17 protein-coding genes are annotated in these 18395 nt (G+C 62.4%); 13 read left to right on the forward strand and 4 right to left on the reverse strand.

Annotated elements, in window-relative coordinates:
- Window positions 1-237 (forward strand): hypothetical protein (locus Q4P21_RS12810; protein ID WP_303389145.1); only part of this gene is annotated, 237 nt, incomplete at its 5' end.
- Here the strand turns inward: Q4P21_RS12810 and Q4P21_RS12815 are convergent.
- The gene (locus Q4P21_RS12815) at window positions 234-1523 is read right to left on the reverse strand and encodes a DUF445 domain-containing protein (protein ID WP_303389146.1); all 1290 of its coding nucleotides are present in this window, start codon (window positions 1521-1523) and stop codon (window positions 234-236) included. The two genes, Q4P21_RS12810 and Q4P21_RS12815, sit on opposite strands and share 4 nt — an antisense overlap.
- A 22-nt stretch (window positions 1524-1545) precedes the next feature.
- Here Q4P21_RS12815 and Q4P21_RS12820 point away from each other — a divergent pair, with 22 nt between their 5' ends.
- The 4 genes from Q4P21_RS12820 to Q4P21_RS12835 all read left to right on the forward strand — a co-directional run bounded on the left by Q4P21_RS12820 (window position 1546) and on the right by Q4P21_RS12835 (window position 5455).
- Complete coding sequence (locus tag Q4P21_RS12820) at window positions 1546-2358, forward strand: glycerophosphodiester phosphodiesterase family protein (RefSeq protein ID WP_303389147.1); 813 nt, start codon at window positions 1546-1548, stop codon at window positions 2356-2358.
- Window positions 2359-2372: 14 nt separating this feature from the next.
- Window positions 2373-4238 (forward strand): glycoside hydrolase family 15 protein, encoded by a 1866-nt coding sequence (locus Q4P21_RS12825; RefSeq protein WP_303389148.1) that lies wholly within the window; start codon window positions 2373-2375, stop codon window positions 4236-4238.
- Between the two features lie 81 nt (window positions 4239-4319).
- The gene (locus Q4P21_RS12830; protein ID WP_303389161.1) at window positions 4320-5147 is read left to right on the forward strand and encodes an AzlC family ABC transporter permease; all 828 of its coding nucleotides are present in this window, start codon (window positions 4320-4322) and stop codon (window positions 5145-5147) included.
- Entirely contained in the window at window positions 5144-5455 is a 312-nt protein-coding gene (locus Q4P21_RS12835) for an AzlD domain-containing protein (protein WP_303389149.1), read from the forward strand. The genes Q4P21_RS12830 and Q4P21_RS12835 overlap by 4 nt, the downstream gene beginning before the upstream one ends.
- Here Q4P21_RS12835 and Q4P21_RS12840 read toward each other — a convergent pair.
- Window positions 5432-6136, reverse strand: coding sequence for a DUF5684 domain-containing protein (locus tag Q4P21_RS12840; protein WP_303389150.1), 705 nt, complete (start codon window positions 6134-6136; stop codon window positions 5432-5434). The genes Q4P21_RS12835 and Q4P21_RS12840 overlap by 24 nt on opposite strands.
- Before the next feature lie 111 nt (window positions 6137-6247).
- Here Q4P21_RS12840 and Q4P21_RS12845 point away from each other — a divergent pair, with 111 nt between their 5' ends.
- Window positions 6248-6577 carry a thiamine-binding protein gene (locus tag Q4P21_RS12845; RefSeq protein WP_303389151.1) on the forward strand — a complete coding sequence of 110 codons (330 nt, stop codon included), beginning with the start codon at window positions 6248-6250 and terminating at the stop codon, window positions 6575-6577.
- A 39-nt stretch (window positions 6578-6616) separates the two neighbouring features.
- On the opposite strand, the gene Q4P21_RS12850 is transcribed toward Q4P21_RS12845, so the two are convergent.
- Entirely contained in the window at window positions 6617-7279 is a 663-nt protein-coding gene (locus tag Q4P21_RS12850) for a TetR/AcrR family transcriptional regulator (protein WP_303389152.1), read from the reverse strand.
- Window positions 7280-7480: 201 nt separating this feature from the next.
- Here Q4P21_RS12850 and Q4P21_RS12855 point away from each other — a divergent pair, with 201 nt between their 5' ends.
- From Q4P21_RS12855 to Q4P21_RS12865, 3 genes are all read left to right on the forward strand, one after another.
- On the forward strand, window positions 7481-9715 hold the full coding sequence (locus tag Q4P21_RS12855; RefSeq protein WP_303389153.1) for an ABC transporter permease: 2235 nt from the start codon (window positions 7481-7483) through the stop codon (window positions 9713-9715).
- A 26-nt stretch (window positions 9716-9741) separates the two neighbouring features.
- A complete protein-coding gene (locus Q4P21_RS12860; protein ID WP_303389154.1) occupies window positions 9742-10410 on the forward strand; it encodes an O-methyltransferase in 669 nt (222 codons plus the stop codon).
- Between the two features lie 70 nt (window positions 10411-10480).
- On the forward strand, window positions 10481-11341 hold the full coding sequence (locus Q4P21_RS12865; protein WP_303389155.1) for a spermidine synthase: 861 nt from the start codon (window positions 10481-10483) through the stop codon (window positions 11339-11341).
- A 35-nt stretch (window positions 11342-11376) separates the two neighbouring features.
- Here the strand turns inward: Q4P21_RS12865 and Q4P21_RS12870 are convergent, their stop codons facing one another.
- Window positions 11377-12816 (reverse strand): amino acid permease, encoded by a 1440-nt coding sequence (locus Q4P21_RS12870; protein WP_303389156.1) that lies wholly within the window; start codon window positions 12814-12816, stop codon window positions 11377-11379.
- 192 nt (window positions 12817-13008) lie between these two features.
- Here Q4P21_RS12870 and Q4P21_RS12875 point away from each other — a divergent pair, with 192 nt between their 5' ends.
- The 4 genes from Q4P21_RS12875 to Q4P21_RS12890 form a co-directional block, all read left to right on the forward strand.
- On the forward strand, window positions 13009-13803 hold the full coding sequence (locus tag Q4P21_RS12875; protein ID WP_303389157.1) for an IclR family transcriptional regulator: 795 nt from the start codon (window positions 13009-13011) through the stop codon (window positions 13801-13803).
- Window positions 13804-14031: 228 nt separating this feature from the next.
- A complete protein-coding gene (gene hutH, locus Q4P21_RS12880) occupies window positions 14032-15621 on the forward strand; it encodes a histidine ammonia-lyase (RefSeq protein WP_303389158.1) in 1590 nt (529 codons plus the stop codon).
- A gap of 172 nt (window positions 15622-15793) precedes the next feature.
- Window positions 15794-17524, forward strand: a complete 1731-nt coding sequence (locus tag Q4P21_RS12885; RefSeq protein ID WP_303389159.1) for an ABC transporter ATP-binding protein — start codon at window positions 15794-15796, stop codon at window positions 17522-17524.
- Window positions 17525-17526: 2 nt separating this feature from the next.
- The coding region (locus Q4P21_RS12890; protein WP_303389160.1) for an ABC transporter ATP-binding protein at window positions 17527-18395 on the forward strand (869 nt) is incomplete at its 3' end.

Here is an 18395-nt window from a genome sequence, read left to right on the forward strand (position 1 = left end):
GGCATTGTTGGCCTGTTCAGTTTGTGGTTCCCTCTGCCGTCCATGCTTGTTGCAGCGTGGATTGTTTTCACTCTGGTACCGAAGCTGGGTGGGCCTCCGCTCGCCACCACACTACTGTTCCAGCCCGATATTGGTTTGCTGCTCATCGCAACCGCGGTGACCGGTGTTCTGTGGGCCGTGTTCAGGCTCGGGGTGGCCTACACCGGAAGCGTAGGCCGCTCAGCTGTGCATGACTAGCCGAAGATCAGCGTTGCGACGGCGAAGATGGCCAGGCCGGCCAAGGAGCCAACGACGGTGCCGTTGATGCGGATGAACTGCAGGTCCCGACCGACCTGCAGCTCGATCTTTTGGCTGGTTTCCACAGCGTCCCATCGCCCCACGGTGTCGGAGATGAGCGAGGTGATCTCATGTTTGTACGTGCCGACAAGGTACGCGGCCGCGTCGGAAATCCACTTGTTCGCCTTGTCTGCCAGCTCCGAGTCCTCGATCAGTCTGGTGCCAAACTCCTGCACCACTGACGTGAACTTCAGGCGCAGCTCGGAATTTGGGTCTTCCGCGGCGTCGGTAATGGCCGTCTTGATGGTGCTCCAGGTACGTGCGGCCAAGTCACGCACTTCCGGGTCACCCAGGACCTGCTTTTTGATGGATTCAGCCTTGGCGATCATGGCCGGGTCATGCTGGAGCTCCTGGGCCAGATCTTTCAGGTACTCATCAAGTTTCAGCCGGACTTCGTGCTGCGGGTCATCCTGCACGGCGCGGGCAAACTTGTAAATCTCGGCGTAAATCTTGTCTCCCACCATGCCGTCCACAAACTGTGGCACCCAGCTGGGGGAGCGGTCTGTCACCAAGCCACTGATGGTGGTGTGGTTGCTGCGGATCCACGTGGTTGAGCGGTCAATGAGCAAGTCGACCAGGGCATGGTGGTGGCCGTCGGCGAAAATACGCTCGGCCACCTTGCCAATGGGCGGACCCCATGGCGGCTCAAGCACATGCTTGCGCACCATGGCTTCGATGACGTCCTTGACGTCCTCATCCTTCAACACTGCCATGGCCCCGCGCAGGGCTGCTGCACCCTCCTTTGCCACCCGCTGGGCGCTTGCAGGCTTGGCCAGCCATGCACCTATTTTTTGCGCGATTTCGGTGGTGGCGAGCTTCTCGGCCACGACGGCCTCTGACAGGAAGTTGTTTTCCACAAAGTCAGCCAGTGAAACGCCGATCTCATCCTTGCGGTTCGGGATGATGGCCGTGTGCGGGATTTTGATGCCCATGGGGTACTTGAACAGTGCTGTGACGGCAAACCAGTCGGCAAGCGCGCCCACCATGCCGCCCTCGGCCGCAGCCCGGACGTAGGCAAGCCACGGGTACTGGGGCTCCAGGGCGAAGGCCACGCAAAACACCACTGCCATGAAGAGCAGCAGGGACAGGGCGAAGCGCTTCATCCATCGCAGGGCCGCAGCCTTTTCCGCGTCGGTTTTCGAAACCTTTGCCAAACCCGTTGAGCCAAGTTGTTGTGTTTGCGCCATGAAGCAAGCGTAGCGTGGAGCCATGACGGTTCAGATCTACGCCCACCGCGGTGCCAGCGCCGCGTTTGCCGAGCACACCCGCGCCGCCTACCTTCAGGCCCTGGCCGACGGCGCCGACGGGGTTGAATGCGACGTTCACCTCAGCGCCGACGGGGAACTGATCCTGCTGCACGACGACACCGTGGACCGGACCTCGAACGGCACCGGACCCGTCTCCGAACTGACGCTCGCGCAGCTTCGGGAGCTCGATTTCAGCAGCTGGCACACTACACCGCTCCCTCCCGAGTTCGGCACCACCGCCACACAGCTGCTGACGCTGTCGGAATTGCTGCACATCCTGGCCAACGCCGGCAGACCTGTGGGGCTGGCCATCGAGTTCAAATACGGTGCACTCTTTGACCCCACTCTTGTTGAGGCCGCGCTGGAGGAGTTGCGCGGCCACGGATGGAGCGACGACGGCGGACAGGTCGGCAATGTGGAGGTGTCATTCATGAGCTTCCATCCGGAAGCAGTGGCATATTTAGCCCACCACGTCCCGGCGGAACAGTTGTGTCAGCTGCTGGAGGTCGCCACAGCCCCTGCTATTGAGGCCGTGGCTGCGGGGGAAAAGTTATTGGACGACGGCGTCGCCCACCTTGCCGGGCCGGGCGTCGGCTACGTGCGGGCGTACCCTGGCAACGTCGCACGGTGGGTGGCAGCTGGCCGTGTCCTGCGAGTTTGGACCGTTGACACCGCTGATGATCTGCAACTGTGCCTGAGCCACGGGGTGACACAGGTGACAAGCAACGTGCCCGCAGTGATCCGTTCAACTCTGACAGCTTTGCCGTTCATGTAGCAGCGCCCGGTTCCATGTGGTTGCATGGAACCATGGCATCGAGAATTGAAGACTATGCACTGCTTTCCGATCTGCACACCGGCGCCCTTGTGGGCCGTGATGGGAGCATCGACTGGCTGTGTTTTCCGCGTTTTGACTCCCACGCAGTGTTTTCGGCACTGCTGGGCACCACTGACAACGGACGCTGGCTCATGGCACCGTCACACCCTGAAGCAGCCGTTGAAAAGCGCAACTATCTCGGGCGGACGTTTGTGCTGGAAACGCTCTGGACAACTCCCGAAGGCACTGCACGTGTCACTGACTTCATGCCGATCGGGGATCGCCGGGCGTCCATTGTGCGCCGCATCGACGGGGTGAGTGGAAGCGTAGAATTCAACCAGGAAATTACCTTCCGCCCCGGTTACGGCAAGATCGTGCCCTGGATCCGTCGGGTGGAGGAGGAAGACGGCACGGAAGCAATCGTTGGTGTCGCCGGACCGGACGCAGTGGTGCTGCGTGGAGACCACCTGCCGCACGCCGTGGGCCGTTTGCACGGTGGCACGTTCACGGTGCAAGCCGGTGAGAAGGCAGTGCAGGAGTTGACGTGGTACCCCTCGCACCGCCCAGTTCCCAAGGCCGTTGACACGCAACCGGCGTTGGAACAAACCTGCAAATACTGGGAGGACTGGGCCAAGAGGTACAACCAGGACGGCAAATACGCACGCCTGGTGGAGAGGTCCCTGCTGGTGTTGCGGGCTCTGACGCATGCAGACACAGGCGGCATTGTGGCTGCGCCCACTACCTCGCTGCCGGAGGACTTTGGCGGAGCGCGAAACTGGGACTACCGCTTTTGCTGGCTGCGGGACGCGGCCCTGACGCTCGAGGCCATGCTCACGCACGGCTACGCCGAGGAGGCCTTGAAATGGCGCGACTGGCTGCTGCGGGCCGTGGCCGGGGACCCCGAGGACATGCAGATCATGTACGGGCTTTCAGGTGAGCGGAACCTGCCCGAACGCGACCTTGACCACCTGACCGGATACGAGGGCGCCCTGCCGGTGCGCATCGGCAACGGGGCAGTGGGCCAATACCAGGCCGACGTCGTCGGTGAAGTCATGGTGGCCTTGGAAAAGCTGCGGCTCGCCGGTGGACATGAAGACCATTTCTCCTGGCCGCTGCAACAAGCCATGCTGGGTTTCATTGACAAGCACCTGACGGACAAGGACCACGGCATTTGGGAGATGCGTGGGGACCTGCTGTATTTCACCCATTCGCGCGTCATGATGTGGGCCGCCTTTGACTGTGCCGTGCGCGCCGTACGCAACCACGGCCTGCCGGGGCCGGTTGAGCACTGGGAGAGCATACGCGAGCAGTTGCGGGAAGAAATTCTTGAACATGGCTTCAACAAGGAGCTGAACACCTTCACCCAAACGTACGGCGGAACCTCCACGGATGCCTCGCTGCTTGTCATCCCGCAGGTGGGTTTTGTGAAGTACACGTCCCCGGAGATGCTGGGCACGGTGGCGGCCCTCGAGGAAGAGCTTGTCGACGAACACGGACTGATTTTGCGTTACCAAACGGCGTCAGGGTTGGACGGACTGGCACCAGGGGAGCACCCATTCCTTGCCTGCTCCTTCTGGTTGGTGGAGCAGTACGCCCACACGGGCCGCCGCGCCGAGGCCGTCACGTTGATGGACAAGCTGGTGGGGCTGGCCAATGAGGAGGGTCTGCTCAGTGAGGAATATGACATGGCCCAGGGCCGGATGGCCGGGAACTTCCCGCAGGCCTTCTCCCACCTGGCGCTTGTCCGGGCCGCGGATGCCCTCCACGGCACTGAAAGCCTGAGCCTGTCCACGGAACCCATCGACACGCACACCAGGCCCATTGCCATCGTGCGGCAATAGGCTGGCAACCCGAACGGGCCTTCCCGGCCGTGCGCCCCTGCGGTGCACCGTCAGGGAGGCAGACATGACACCATGGTGGGGATGAAGCTCAAGGACTCCCCGGCTGCCAAGATTGGCGCCTCGATCGCCGTCGCCACCGGCTTGTATGGGGTTTCCTTTGGTGCGCTCTCGGTAGCTTCGGGTCTGAGCTTTTGGCAAACCATGGTGCTGAGCCTGTTGCTGTTCAGCGGTGGCTCGCAATTTGCGTTTATTGGCGTGGTGGCCGCCGGTGGCACGGGAGTTGCGGCCATGAGCGCCTCTGCCCTGCTGGGCATCCGCAACGGGGTCTACGGCATGCAACTCAACGCGTTGCTGCGGCCCACGGGCTGGCGCCGATTTGCGGCCGCCCACGTGACCATCGATGAGTCGACCGCCACGGCAACCGGCCAAAGCGATCCTGGGGAACAAAAGCGCGGCTTCTGGGTGGCCGGGCTGGGAATTTTTGTGTTGTGGAATGTCATGACAGCCGCCGGCGCCGTTCTTGGTGACGCCTTGGGTGACCCCAAACAGTGGGGTCTTGACGGTGCCGCAGTGGCGGCGTTCCTCGGCTTGTTGTGGCCGCGCATCAAGGCATTCCAGCCTGCCGCGATCGCCGTGGTGTGCGCCGTTGCAACGCTGCTGGCTGTTCCGTGGGTACCCCCGGGTGTGCCAATCCTGGTGGCCGCCGTCGTGGCCGGGCTGATCGGCTGGTTCCGCAGCGACCGCACGCCCGGCCATGCGGCGGGGCATGTTGATGACGGGCTGGAACCGGACCTTGAACCATACAAGCACGACGTCGTTACGCGCCCCAGGCACGCAGCGGTGGGAACCGGGAACGTAACGGCAGGAACGGGGCACCTCGTGGCCGGGAATGAAGGGGAACAGCCGTGAGTATGTGGTTTTGGCTGCTTGTTGCCGCCGCGTTGGCGTATCTGACCAAGCTGCTGGGCTACCTTGTGCCGGCAAAGGTCCTGGCCAACCCGCGGATGTCGCGGGTGGCAGGAACGTTGACCATCGGGCTGCTGGCCTCGCTGACGGTTGTCAACGCCGCAGCGAGTGGTACCTCGCTGGTGCTTGATGCCAGAATCGGTGCTTTGGTGGCGGCCGGGATCGCCCTTTGGCTCAAGGCACCGTTCCTCGTGGTGGTTCTTGCCGGCGCTGCGGCCGCTGCCGGGCTACGGCTGCTGGGTTGGCCCTGAACCGTACGGCGGCTGCGCCTGGGGGGCCTGCTGGCTGGGGTATTCCGGCTGCTGGCCCTGAAACTGCTGGCCCTGCGGGTCCTGATATTGCTGGCCTTGATATTGCTGGTACTGGCCTTGTGGGTCCTGCGGTCCGTAGTGTGACTGGTCGTACTGGGGCTGCCCTTGGCCAGGGTACTGCTGGGCGGGGTACTGCTGCCGCGGATAGTTTTGCCAGTACTGCTTCTGAGCAGGGGAGACGTAGGCCGGGCCCAAGTAGCGGGCGTCTCCATAGGAGAGGATGGCAGCGAACACCACCGGGACAAATATCAGGCCAACCGTATAGGCGACGTCCTTGCCGAAGGACTTGGCAAGATCATTGAGGGTGACGATCATCCAGTAAATTCCGGCATAGGGAATGAACTGCAACCAAAAACTTGATTCGGGGCGACCGGCAATCTTCACCATGACCCATGAATTGTAGAACGGCACAAAGGCAGCCCACTTCGGGTGGCCCGCCTTGTGGAAGAGACCGGCCCAGGCAAAGCCGTTCGCCAACCAGAAGACCACGAAGATCATAAAATAGATGCCCATGATCATCAGGACGAGACCCATGGAGGCCGCCGTTGAGGCGCCGTCGTAGCGGTAGTCATAAGGATCCGGGGCAGGGGCCAGCGGAAGCGAAAGCAATGAGGCAAGCATGGGTTTCATCGTATCCGCTCTGGAGGCACCCTCCCATGGGGTGAACTGCCCATAATGGAAGTGGACACCAGGCCGAATGCAAACATCGGCCCTCAACTCTAGGAGATCTTCATGATTGTTGCGTTTTCAGTTGCACCCAGCGGCACCCCGCTCGATGGACCAGCGGGCACGGGCGACGACGCTTCCGTGCACACGGCGGTAGCTGCCGCCGTCAAGGTGGTCCGTGATTCTGGGCTGCCCAACCGCACGAGTTCCATGTTCACCGAAATTGAAGGCGAGTGGGATGAGGTCATGGACGTTGTAAAACGCGCCACCGAGGCCATTGGGCAGTACGGCTCACGTGTTTCGCTTGTCCTCAAGGCGGACATCCGCCCGGGCCACACCGGTGAAATCACCGGAAAGATCGAGAGGCTACAAAGCGCACTGGGTGAACTTGGCTAGTAGCTGGCTGCAGGTGCCCGTCCGTCACCGGACGGGCACCTAAATCAGGCTGGGCATGCTCTGTGGTGACAGGAAGTCCCCACTGTGGGTGACAGGTGCGGCCAGCATGCCCGCCCCGGCGTCGATGAGGAAGTAGCCCACGGATGTCCAGCTGCCCTGCTGGGTGCCAGCCTGCAGCTGCGCCTCAAAGTCAGCACAGATACCCAGCGCCATATGTCCCAGGACACCGGCTCGCGCCCGCAGAATGGTCGGTGGAATTTCGCGCAGACCCTCGCGCATGCGCAGGAGCAAGTCATCGAAATCGTTGCTTGATTCGAAGGAAGACGCCAATACCTCGGACACGGAGGGGACGGTGCGCACTTGGTAAAGGAACCGCGCGCGCCAACTTGGCTGGGGCATTTCCGCAAGCTGCTCCACCCACGGCAGTATCCGGCACGCGATCACGGAGCGTAGATCTGCGTCCGCGGGAAGATCTGCGATGAGCTCCGCCCGGCGTCCTTCCATGCTTTGCAAGTGCCGTTCGAGCAGGGCGTGGATGAGTTTGTCGCGGTTGCCAAAGTGGTAGGCAACGGCCGAGTGGTTGTGCGTTCCCACGTGTTCAGCAATCTTGCGGTTGGAAACTGCATCCACACCATGCAGGGCAAATAGCTCCTCTGCCGCATCGAGTAGAGCCTCACGCGCCATGTCTCCATGATGTCCCATGTATCCCACCTTCCCTTCAATTCTCCACCGTATCGCGGACGGCAATGAGGTTTGCACTGGCCACCTGTTGTGCATTTTTACGCCACATGGCGTAAAGTGATCTAATTGCATCTTGCCCCACGACTTTGTGGTGTGTGAATGGCGCTTTCCGACCATGTGGGAAGCCATGCAACCTTAGAGCGCAGCAACAGGAGTACGAATTTGAGCAGCACCGAAGAAAATCCCAGCACCCACCCTCCGGGAGGGGAACTCCGCACACTGGAGGCGTCTGGCAAGGTCCAAGCACACGGCAACGAACCATCGGTAGAATCATCAGTCGATGGCCCAGCCGCGGTGGAAGCTGCAGCACGCAAGCGAGCCAGGGCTGAGACAATCGGGCGCTACACCGCCATGTTCATGATGCCGCTGATCATGGTCGGCATGATGGTGGGCGGATATCTGGCCGCAATGCACTCGCCGACGCCGAACAACATGCCCGTCGTAGTGGCGGGGGCCCCTGCCGCCGCTGCGGAGTTCGCCCAATCATTGGAGCTGGCTGACCCGGACGCAGTGGATGTCCGCACCGTAGCCACTGCTGAAGAAGCCCGCAAACTCGTTGTGGACCGCGACGTTGCAGCAGCGGTGGTGCTCGGTGAAGGCAATGCCTCGCTGTACACCGCCGGAGCCGCCGGTGCCTCCCAAGCCGGAGCCGTCACAGGGCTGCTGGCACCGCAGATCATGTCCCAGGGGCTGGAACTGCACGCCGAGGATCTTGCTCCGCTCCCGGATAACGACAAGTCCGGGCTTGGTGCCATGTTCATGACGACGGCCTTGATCATGGCCGGGTACCTGCCGTTCAGCCTGACGCTTTCAAATTCGCCGGAATTGCTGCGCTTGCGCCGGGCCGTGCCACTGCTGGCCGGATGGGCGGCGCTCGCCGCCGGTCTTGTGTGGGCCGTGACGGGTCCACTCCTGGGGGTGGTTCAGGGGCATGCATGGGCAGTGCTGGGAGTCTGTTGGCTCGGCGTGTTTGCTGTCGGCGCCGTGCAATTGCTGCTGACCCGGCTCATGGGACCCATGGCCATCATCGCGGCCATGTTCCTGCTGATGGTGCTCGGTGTCCCGGCGTCCAACATGGGCATGTCCGTCTACACCATGCCTGACCTCTATGCGTTCCTGCACAACTTCTTGCCCACCCCCGCACTGGGTGAGGCGCTGCGCTCCGTCATGTACTTTGACGGTGCCGGAACGGGACCCTATTTGCTCGTTCTCGCGGTGGGTGCCGTGCTGGCACTACTCCTCACGCTCGGCTTCGACGCGAACAAGCGACGCAAGAACCCGAACGCGGCCCTTCCCATGGTTGCTGTCCAATCGCTTCACGGCGGGCCCCGCCCCAAGACGCGGTTCTGGCGCTATGCCGCACTGTTGTTCTTCCCTTTTGCCATGGTAGCCATGATGATTTCCTTTATGCTCGGCGCCATGTTCGAGCCGACGCCGCGTGACATGCCGGTCGCCGTCGTCGGTGCCACCATGGAAGTTGGGCAGGAAGCGGTGGACAAGCTGGATGCCGGCATGCAGGGGCTGTTTGAGCTGCGCGCCGTGGATTCGGAACAGGAAGCCCGCACTCTGGTTGGCGACCGCACGGTCAGCGCCGCTCTGGTGCTGCCCACCGCACCGAACGGCGCCGCCCTGTTGCTGACCAATGAGGCGGCCAGCTCCAGCGCACAACAACTCGTCACCACCATCTTCGGTCAAGTGGCCGCAGGGCAGCAGATGGGTTTGGACACCGAAAACGTGGCGCCGCTGCCGGACAGCGACAGCGCCGGAACGGTGGCCATGTACATGGCCATGGGCTGGATGATGGCAGGGTTCATGATCATCGTGGTGGGTGCCAATGCGGCGCCGGCTTCGCGGCCGCTGCGCAAGCTCCTGCCAATCGTTGCCGCCTGGTCCGTATTCATGTCCGCTGTCCTCTACATGATTGCCGGGCCCATGGTGAGGGCCATTGACGGGCACTTCTGGGCACTGTTTGGCACTGGTGCCGTGGCGATCTTCGCCATGGCCATGTTCGCCACAGTGTTTGAACGGCTCATCGGCATGCTGTCGATCATCCCGGTGGTAGCCATCTTGATGTTCCTGGGTGTGCCTTCTTCTGGCGGGGCACTGTCGGTCTACATGGAACCGGAGATCTTCCGGGTGCTGCACGACATCCTCCCAATGCCTGCGGCCGTGGAAGCGACGCGTTCAATCCTGTACTTCGGTGGCGACGTGGTGGGTGGTGCGCTGCTGAACTTCGCCATTTGGGGGGCCGTGTCACTGGCAGTTGTGGCAGTCATTGACAGGTTCAAGCCGGTGAACGGCAGGAAAGAAGTGCCGCCGCACGGCGACACTTCAACCGGGTCTGTCGCCAGCCTTGTGGCCCAGCCTGAAGTGCCGCGGGAATTGGTGCCTGCCTAAAGCCGGAACGGCACTAGGCTGGGCCTATGGTTGAGCATCAGAGGCGGCTTGGCTGGGCCGATGTTGAGGACTATTTGTCCGCCACGCTTGTACAGGGTGGTTCCAGCATGGACAGGGTGCTGCGCAGCATCGACGACGCCGGCATGCCACGCATCGAGGTGGCTCCGACGGAAGGGAAACTGCTCATGCTGCTGGCCCGCATACAAGGGGCTAGGCGCGTGTTGGAAATAGGCACGCTGGCTGGTTTCAGCACCATTTGGCTAGCTCGCGGACTGCCCGACGACGGCCACATCACCACATGCGAATTTCTGCCCGAACATGCTGCCGTGGCGAAGGCAAACATTGCTGCCGCCGGCTTTGCTGACAACGTGGACATCCGGATAGGCGCTGCCTTGGACACCCTGCCCACCCTCGTTGGCGTGGAGCCCTACGACTTCGTCTTTATCGACGCAGACAAGGGCAACAACATCGAGTACCTGAAATGGGCGGTCAAGCTGGGCCGGCCCGGGACCGTGGTTGTTGTGGACAACATGATCTGGGAGGGCACCATCCTGGCGCCGGGGAAGGACCCCGACGCGGCCGCCATCCGGGCATCCCTCGACTTCATGGGCAGCAGCCCCGACCTTGACGCAACAGCCATTCAAACGGTGGGGACCAAGGGCTGGGACGGATTCGCGATCGCCGTCGTGCGCTGACCCTGCACTACGCTGGCAGGGTGACTATTTCGCTGACTGCCGCCATCCTCCTCAACTGCGGGAACCCCTAATGGGGCGCCAGCGCACACCAAAGAATGTTGGGGTGGAACCAGTCACCGTGGGCAAGGGACCCGTCGCCGGCACGTTTCAAACCGACACCGGCACGGCAGAGCTGATCCCCGACGGCGACAACCCCCACGGTTGGCTGCTCATGCTCAACGGCGCACAAAGCTCCCACGTGGACCTGGCAGACCCGCTTCGACTCGAGTTCGAGTACATGCGTTGGATCATTGCCCTGGTGCACGATCGATGGGAAGCCGCGGAAAAGCTGCGCACACTGAACCTGGGAGGGGCGGCCTGTTCCATGCCGCGCTACCTCGTTGCCGCCTACCCGAATTCGCGCAATATTGTTGTGGAAATCGATGGAAAACTGGCCAACTACGTCCGCGACTGGTTCGACCTGCCCCGTGCCCCCTTGTTGAAAATTCGTGTGGGAGAGGCTCGTGAAGTCACGGAATCGCTCACGGAAGCCAGCCGCGACCTGATCATTCGCGACGTTTTTGCCGGAGCCAAGACCCCGTACCCGCTCACCACGGCTGAGTTCACTACGGCCGCCAAAAACGTGCTTATTCCTGGTGGCGTATATGTCGTGAACTGCGGGGATTCACCCGCGCTCACGACGGCCCGCCGCGAAGCCGCCACGATTGCCGCAGCCTTCAAGCACACCGTAATCATTGCCGACCCACCCATGCTCAAGGGCCGGCGTTCCGGCAATGTCATCATCGCCGGCAGTGATGCGCCCCTGGGCGACGGTGCGGGCCTGGCCCGGGTTTTGCTCGGTGGTGCCATGCCCGCCCAGCTGTGGGACGACGCCAAGGTCCGCCACTTTGGCCGCAGCGCAACGATTCTCAGCGACGCCGAGCCCGACTGACGCTCAGCCAGCTGGGATTCACGCGTCAACGCAGCCTACGTGAGTGCCGGAGCGTCCGTATCAGCAGCCGCGGGGAGAGGTGCCGACTCATCGGGGAGGTGGGCCCGGCGTCGTCCGTCCCCGTGCACCCACAGCTTAAACGCGACGGCGAGCAGCACCAGCCACGCTCCGCCTACCCAGAGCGCCACGCGAGTGTCCGGGTAGAGGCCCAATAGCGCCAGCACGCCGGCCATGAACAATGCGGTCAAGACGGAGGCCAGTGGCCAGAGCGGGACGGGAAACTCGGACGGGGCGAGGTTGTTGCGGGCGATCTCGCGCTTCATGGCCACGTGGGAGGCCAGGATCATGATCCACACCCACACGGTGGCGAACGTGGCGATCGAGGCAATGAGCAGGAATACGTCCGCGGGGATGGTGGCATTGAGAACAACCCCGAGCAGCAGTACCCCTGTCATGAGGACAACGGTCATCCAGGGCACGCCTGCGCGGGAAATTTTGGCGAAGATCTGAGGTGCGTGGCCTTGCTGCGAAAGGCCGAACAACACGCGTCCGGCACCAAAGATGTCACTGTTGACGGCGGAGAGGGCTGCAGTGATGACCACCGCATTGAGGATGTGACCGGCCAAGGGGAGGCCGAGGGAGTCGAAAATCTGGACGAACGGGCTGCTCTCGCCCGTGATGTCCTGCCACGGGACCAGACTCATGAGTACGCCGATGGTCAGCACATAGAACAGTAGAATACGCACGGGGACCGTGTTCACGGCCGCCGGGATGCTCTTGCCGGGATCCGCAGCTTCGCCAGCTGTCACGCCAATGGTTTCAATGCCGCCAAAGGCGAACATCACCACGGCAAAGGCCGCCAGCAGCCCGGTCCAACCGTTGGGCATGAAGCCGCCGTGCGCCACCAGGTTCCCCAGCCCTGGAACGGATTGGCCGCCGTCGAACTGGAAGCCGAACACAATGATGGCTGCGCCTCCGGCGATCATGGCGATGATGGCCGAAACCTTGACAAGGGAGAACCAGAATTCCAGCTCGCCGAATACCTTCACGCTGAGCAGGTTGAGGGCGGCCAGGAAGAAGATGATGGCCAGCACCCAGATCCAGCGTGGGACGTCATGGAACCAAAAGCCCATGTAGATGCTGAAGGCCGTCACATCGGCAATGGCCACAATCGCCATTTCGAAAACGTAGGTCCAGCCGGTGACGAACCCGGCCAGCGGGCCGAGGTAGCGGCTTGCATACTGTCCAAAGGAGCCCGAGACGGGGTGGCGGACAGCCAATTCGCCCAGGGCCCGCATCACCATGAAAACCGCCGCGCCGGCAATGATGTAAGCGAGTAAAACTGCCGGGCCCGCCTTTTGAATGGCGCTGGAGGAACCATAAAACAGACCTGTGCCGATGGCCGAACCGAGCGCCATGAAACGGATGTGGCGGGCATTCAAGCCGCGGGTCAGGACGGATCCCTTGGAGTTCATGCGTGAGCTTTCTTACATTGCGGGCTGTCGGAAATGGCCTGCCGCCAGCCCATTTCCCGTCGCGGGGCTCACTCCAGCACCTGATTTTGGCGCAAAAGTGCCCATATTATGTTTAGAATCTGGGATTTCAGACGGCAATATTCTATATTGTGCAAAGACTGAACGCGATTTCAGTCCAATGCCAAGGGAGCCATGCCAAACATAGAACGCACACCGTCGAAAGTACCGGCTGCGGAGAACACACTGCGCATTTTGAAGCTGTTGTCTTCGAAGCGGGGACCGTTGGCCGCGTCGACCATCGCCACCACGCTGGAACTGCCGCGCTCCAGCGTCTACCACTTGCTGGGGGTCATGGAGCAGAGCGGCTTCGTCATGCACCTGGATGAGGAACAACGCTATGGATTGGGAATTGCCGCCTTTGAGCTGAGCAGCGCCTACTCCCGGCAGGAACCCCTGTCCCGTTTGGGCCGGCCGTTGCTGGCAGCGCTCGTGGACAAAATTGGGCAAAGCGCGCACCTGGCTGTGCTGCACGGGCGCGATGTCCTTTACATTGTGGAAGAACGCGCCAAGAACCGGCCATCCCTTGTGACGGACGTTGGCGTGCGGCTGCCCAGCCATCTCACGGCAAGCGGGCGGGCCATTTTGGCGGCGCTGCCCAAGTCGCAGGTCCGCGCGCTGTACCCCAACACGGCAGCGTTCTCCTTGCGCACTGAAGCCCCGAACCCCATCGTGAAGTATTCCACCCTGTCCGCGCACCTCGATCAGGTGCGGCTGCGCGGATATGCCACCGAGAACGGAGAGGTCACGGACGGCTTGGCCTCCGTGGCGGTCGCCGTGCCTGACCACTTGGGCTGGCCTGTTGCGGCAGTGGCGGTGACGTTCCTCGCTGAGAAGGTACCTGGCGACCAGTGGCCGGACCTTGCTGAACGGGTGAAGAAGGTGGCCGGAGAGCTGTCGGGGCGTATTTATGGTCGCCGCGACGGCTGATACGCCACTGGCGCGAAGACGGGGGCTGATATGGTCCCAGGACCCTGCTATAGCGGGGTCCTGGGACCATATCAGCCCCCGGAGCAGAGTGCGGCCGTACGCACGTCCGTTTGATGTGCAAATATGGTGGTCTGGGATGCCGGACACCCGGGCACAAAATGAGGAGGTGCGGCGACGGTAAACCGTGGATAGTTGCAATCAAGCAACCGAACCACAAAGGAACCCGTCATGGCCGCCGCCGTTTTGCCCCACACAGTTCTCCTCTCCTCCTCCGGCGTCACATTCGAAGACGTCCTCGCCGCCGCCCGCCATGATGCGAAGGTGGTGATCAGCGACGAGGCGCTGGCCGGCGTCGCACGCGTCAGGGCACACATTGACAAACTGGCACACTCCGAAACACCCGCCTACGGCATTTCGACCGGTTTCGGCGCCCTGGCCAACCGGCACATCCCCGAGGGCAAGCGCACGCAGCTGCAGAAGTCGCTCATCCGCAGCCACTCAGCCGGCATGGGCCCGGCCGTGGAGCGCGAAGTGGTCCGCGCGCTCATGTTCCTGCGCGCCAAGACGCTCGCGAGCGGCCGCACTGGTGTGCGCCCCGTGGTGCTGCAAACCATGGTGGACGTGCTCAATGCGGGCATCACTCCTGTAGTGCGTGAATTCGGCTCGCTCGGCTGTTCCGGCGACCTGGCCCCGCTCTCGCACTGCGCGCTGGTGCTCATGGGTGAGGGCGAGGCGGCAGGGCCCGACGGCACGCTTTTTGGCAGCAAGGGCACCCGGCCCGTCTCCGAACTACTGGCCGAGGCGGGCATCGAACCCGTGGAACTGGCGGAAAAGGAGGGCCTCGCGCTCGTCAACGGCACCGACGGAATGCTCGGTATGCTGCTGATGGCCATCGCCGATTTGAAGCTGCTGCTCACCACTGCGGACATCACCGCAGCGCTCAGTGTCGAGGGGCTGCTGGGCACTGACCAGGTGTTTGTGCCCGAGCTGCACATGCAACTGCGCCCGCACCCCGGCCAAGCTGTCAGCGCGGATAACATGCTGCGCGTACTGGCGAATTCGCCCATCGTGGCCTCGCACCGGGTGGGGGATTCCCGCGTGCAGGACGCCTACTCGCTGCGCTGCGCCCCACAAGTGGCCGGGGCGGCGCGCGACACCGTGGACCACGCGCTCATGGTTGCCACCCGCGAGCTGGCCGCCGCCATTGACAACCCCGTGGTCTTGCCGGACGGCCGTGTGTCCTCGAACGGGAACTTCCACGGCGCCCCCGTGGCCTACGTGCTGGACTTCCTCGCCATTGTTGCAGCCGACGTCGCCTCGATGGCCGAGCGCCGCACCGACCGCATGCTCGACCCCGCCCGCTCACAGGGCCTGCCCGCCTTCCTTGCGGGGGACCCCGGCGTGGATTCGGGCCTCATGATCGCCCAGTACACGCAGGCCGGGCTGGTCTCCGACTCCAAGCGACTGGCCGTGCCCGCCTCTGTGGACTCCATCCCCAGCTCCGCCATGCAGGAGGACCACGTCTCCATGGGCTGGCACGCCGCACGCAAGCTGCGCCGCTCCGTGGAGAATCTGCGCCGCGTGCTGGCCATTGAGCTCGTCGCAGCCGCCCGCGCCATTGACATGCGCACTGCCATGTCCGACGGCGTACTGGTCCCGGGCCCGGCAGGCGCCGCCGTGATTGAGCTGCTTCGCCAAACGGTGCCCGGGCCCGGAGCTGACAGGTTCCTCTCCCCGGAGCTGGAGGAGGCGGACCAGCTGGTCGGTTCCGGCGCCATCCGGGCCGCAGCGGAAAAGGCCACCGGCCCGCTGAACTAATCCCCGCGCCCTCCCACCGCTCGTCCCTCGCGGCGGGTCCCTCGGGTGCGTGGGCCCATCCACGCCGCCGTTGTTCGTGGGGCAGGGAAAGTATTTCTTGTGCATGGTGTGCTGAACATGTTTAATGTTCGTTACGCCATCCTTCAAATATATATTCGAATCGAATCTCGCATTGAAACTCCTTCGGCTCTCCATCAGCCATGCAAAGCCGTACAAAGCATGGATCGCAGCAGTACTTGTATTGCAATTGATCTCCACCATTGCGGCGCTGTACTTGCCTACGCTCAATGCCAGGATCATCGACGAGGGCATTGCAAAGGGTGACACCGACTTCATCTGGTCAACCGGAGTGACCATGGTGGTGGTGTGCTTCATCCAAGTGATGAGCGCCATCGGCGGGATCTACTTTGGGGCGCGGACGGCCATGGCGATCGGGCGCGATCTGCGCCGTGAAGTGTACTACCGGGTCAACGCCTTGGGCGCTTTGGATGTGAGCCGCTTTGGCACGGCGACGCTGATCACCCGCAACACCAATGATGTCCAGCAAGTGCAGATGCTGCTGCTGATGGCGCTGAACTTCATGGTTTCCACACCCATCATGTGCATCGGTGGGATCATCATGGCCCTGCGAGAGGACGTGGGGCTGTCATGGCTCGTCTGGGTGTCGGTGCCGCTGCTTTTCGCGGTGGTGGGATTTCTCGTGGTGAAGCTGCTGCCGCTGTTTCGCGAAATGCAGGACCGGATCGACACCGTCAACTGTGTGCTGCGCGAACAAATTACCGGTATCCGTGTCATTCGGGCGTTTGTGCGGGAAGACTATGAAGCCGGACGCTACCGGGATGCCAACCTCGCCCTGACGAAGGTCTCGGTCAGGGTGGGCAACCTGTTTGTACTGATGTTCCCGGTGATCATGATGATCCTGCACCTGGCCACCGCCGCCGTGCTCTGGTTTGGCGGGCACCGGGTGGACGCTGGTCAAATGCAGATCGGTTCGTTGACCGCATTCCTGCAATATCTGCTGCAAATACTCGTTGCCGTGATGATGGGCGTGTTCATGGTCATGATGATTCCGCGGGCAGCGATTTCCGCTGAACGCCTCGATGAGGTGTTCAGTGCCGAACCCAGCTTGGCCGTGCCGGCCGGGACGGATCAGCCGGAGCGCCACGAAGTTGAATTTTCCGCTGTTTCCTTTGGCTACCCCGGTGCTGAGCGCCCGGTGTTGAACAACGTCAGCTTCACCGCACGCGAGGGACAGACGACGGCGATTGTCGGCTCCACGGGTTCCGGCAAGTCCACGCTGTTGAACCTGATCCCGCGACTTTTTGATCCGCAGGCCGGAACGGTGCGCATCGGAGGGGTGGAGGTCAGCGAATTGAGCCGCTCCCAAATGGCGGAACTCGTGGGACTCGTGCCGCAAAAGCCCTACCTATTCTCCGGCACAATCGCCAGCAACCTGAAGTTCGGCCGCCCCGACGCCGGTGACGACGAGTTGTGGGAGGCCTTGCGAGTGGCTCAGGCCAAAGACTTTGTAGACGGCAAACCCCACCGGTTGAACACTCCCATTGCGCAGGGAGGGATCAATGTCTCAGGAGGCCAGCGTCAGCGCCTCTGCATTGCGCGGGCCTTGGCTGCGCGTCCACGCATCTACTTGTTTGACGATTCCTTCTCAGCCCTCGATGTCGCCACCGACCAGCGGCTGCGTGAATCCCTTGCTGAGGCCACTACGGGAGCAACCGTCATCATCGTGGCCCAGCGCGTCTCCACCATCCGGGAAGCGGACCACATCATTGTGCTGGACGGCGGTGAAGTGGTGGGTGCCGGAACACATGAGGAACTTCTTGAAAGCAACGCCACCTACCGGGAAATTGTTGAATCCCAGCTCAGTGTTGAGGGTGTGGGGTAATGATGCGTAAAAACAAAGCGGAATCCAGCACGGCGGCGTCCAGCACGGCCGGGTCCAAAGAAACTGCTGAACGTGATGCAGAGGCGCAGGCACTGGAAGAACTTGTCCCTGAATACACTCCCACTGAGGCTGATGGGGACATGTTCGGCGGAACTCCTGCCAAAAAAGCCGAACACTTTTGGCCCTCAGTCAAGCGGTTGGTGGGCCTGCTGCGACCTGAAAGTGCCCAGTTCTCACTGGTTGTGGTCCTGGTGACGGTATCAGTGGTCATGACCGTCATTGCCCCGAAAATTCTGGGTGCGGCGATGGACGTCATCTTCAATGGGGTGATTGGCTCCCAGCTGCCCCAAGGTGTTCCGCTGGAGACGTTGGTCGCCGCGCAGCGGGCTGCCGGCAACGAACAGTTTGCCGACATGCTCGCCAAAGCCAACATGGTCCCCGGCGCAGGCATCGACTTCGTTGAACTGAGCCGGCTCATTGTCATAGTGCTGGTTCTGTACATGGTGGCCTCGACACTTGTGTGGTTGCAAGGCTATCTGCTCAACGCCCTCGTCATGAGGGTTGTTTACAAGCTGCGTGAAGACATTGAACGTAAACTCAACCGCCTGCCGCTGGGCTACTTTGACACCCGCCAGCGCGGTGACTTGATGTCCCGGGTGACAAACGACGTCGACAACATCCAGGCCGCCCTCCAGCAGGCATTCTCGCAGCTGGTGCAGTCGGCACTGACGGTTTTGGGCATTGGCGTCATGATGTTCATCGTGTCGTGGCAGCTGGCCCTGATCGCGTTGATTGCACTGCCGCTTTCTGCCGTCATTGCCGGTGTGATCGGCTCGCGCTCGCAGAAACTCTTTGCCGCGCAGTGGAAGCA

It is taken from the genome of Arthrobacter sp. (genome assembly GCF_030540645.1).
Lineage (GTDB): Bacteria > Actinomycetota > Actinomycetes > Actinomycetales > Micrococcaceae > Specibacter.

What these genes read in the sequence shown, in the direction of transcription:
- Q4P21_RS12875 (WP_303389157.1), top strand. Translation starts at nt 13,009, where the DNA reads ATGCCAAACATAGAACGCACACCGTCGAAAGTACCGGCTGCGGAGAAC.
- Q4P21_RS12860 (WP_303389154.1), top strand. Translation starts at nt 9,742, where the DNA reads ATGGTTGAGCATCAGAGGCGGCTTGGCTGGGCCGATGTTGAGGACTAT.
- Q4P21_RS12850 (WP_303389152.1), bottom strand. Translation starts at nt 7,279, where the DNA reads ATGGGACATCATGGAGACATGGCGCGTGAGGCTCTACTCGATGCGGCA.
- Q4P21_RS12820 (WP_303389147.1), top strand. Translation starts at nt 1,546, where the DNA reads ATGACGGTTCAGATCTACGCCCACCGCGGTGCCAGCGCCGCGTTTGCC.
- Q4P21_RS12870 (WP_303389156.1), bottom strand. Translation starts at nt 12,816, where the DNA reads ATGAACTCCAAGGGATCCGTCCTGACCCGCGGCTTGAATGCCCGCCAC.
- Q4P21_RS12840 (WP_303389150.1), bottom strand. Translation starts at nt 6,136, where the DNA reads ATGCTTGCCTCATTGCTTTCGCTTCCGCTGGCCCCTGCCCCGGATCCT.
- hutH (WP_303389158.1), top strand. Translation starts at nt 14,032, where the DNA reads ATGGCCGCCGCCGTTTTGCCCCACACAGTTCTCCTCTCCTCCTCCGGC.
- Q4P21_RS12830 (WP_303389161.1), top strand. Translation starts at nt 4,320, where the DNA reads ATGAAGCTCAAGGACTCCCCGGCTGCCAAGATTGGCGCCTCGATCGCC.
- Q4P21_RS12815 (WP_303389146.1), bottom strand. Translation starts at nt 1,523, where the DNA reads ATGGCGCAAACACAACAACTTGGCTCAACGGGTTTGGCAAAGGTTTCG.
- Q4P21_RS12825 (WP_303389148.1), top strand. Translation starts at nt 2,373, where the DNA reads ATGTGGTTGCATGGAACCATGGCATCGAGAATTGAAGACTATGCACTG.
- Q4P21_RS12845 (WP_303389151.1), top strand. Translation starts at nt 6,248, where the DNA reads ATGATTGTTGCGTTTTCAGTTGCACCCAGCGGCACCCCGCTCGATGGA.
- Q4P21_RS12865 (WP_303389155.1), top strand. Translation starts at nt 10,481, where the DNA reads ATGGGGCGCCAGCGCACACCAAAGAATGTTGGGGTGGAACCAGTCACC.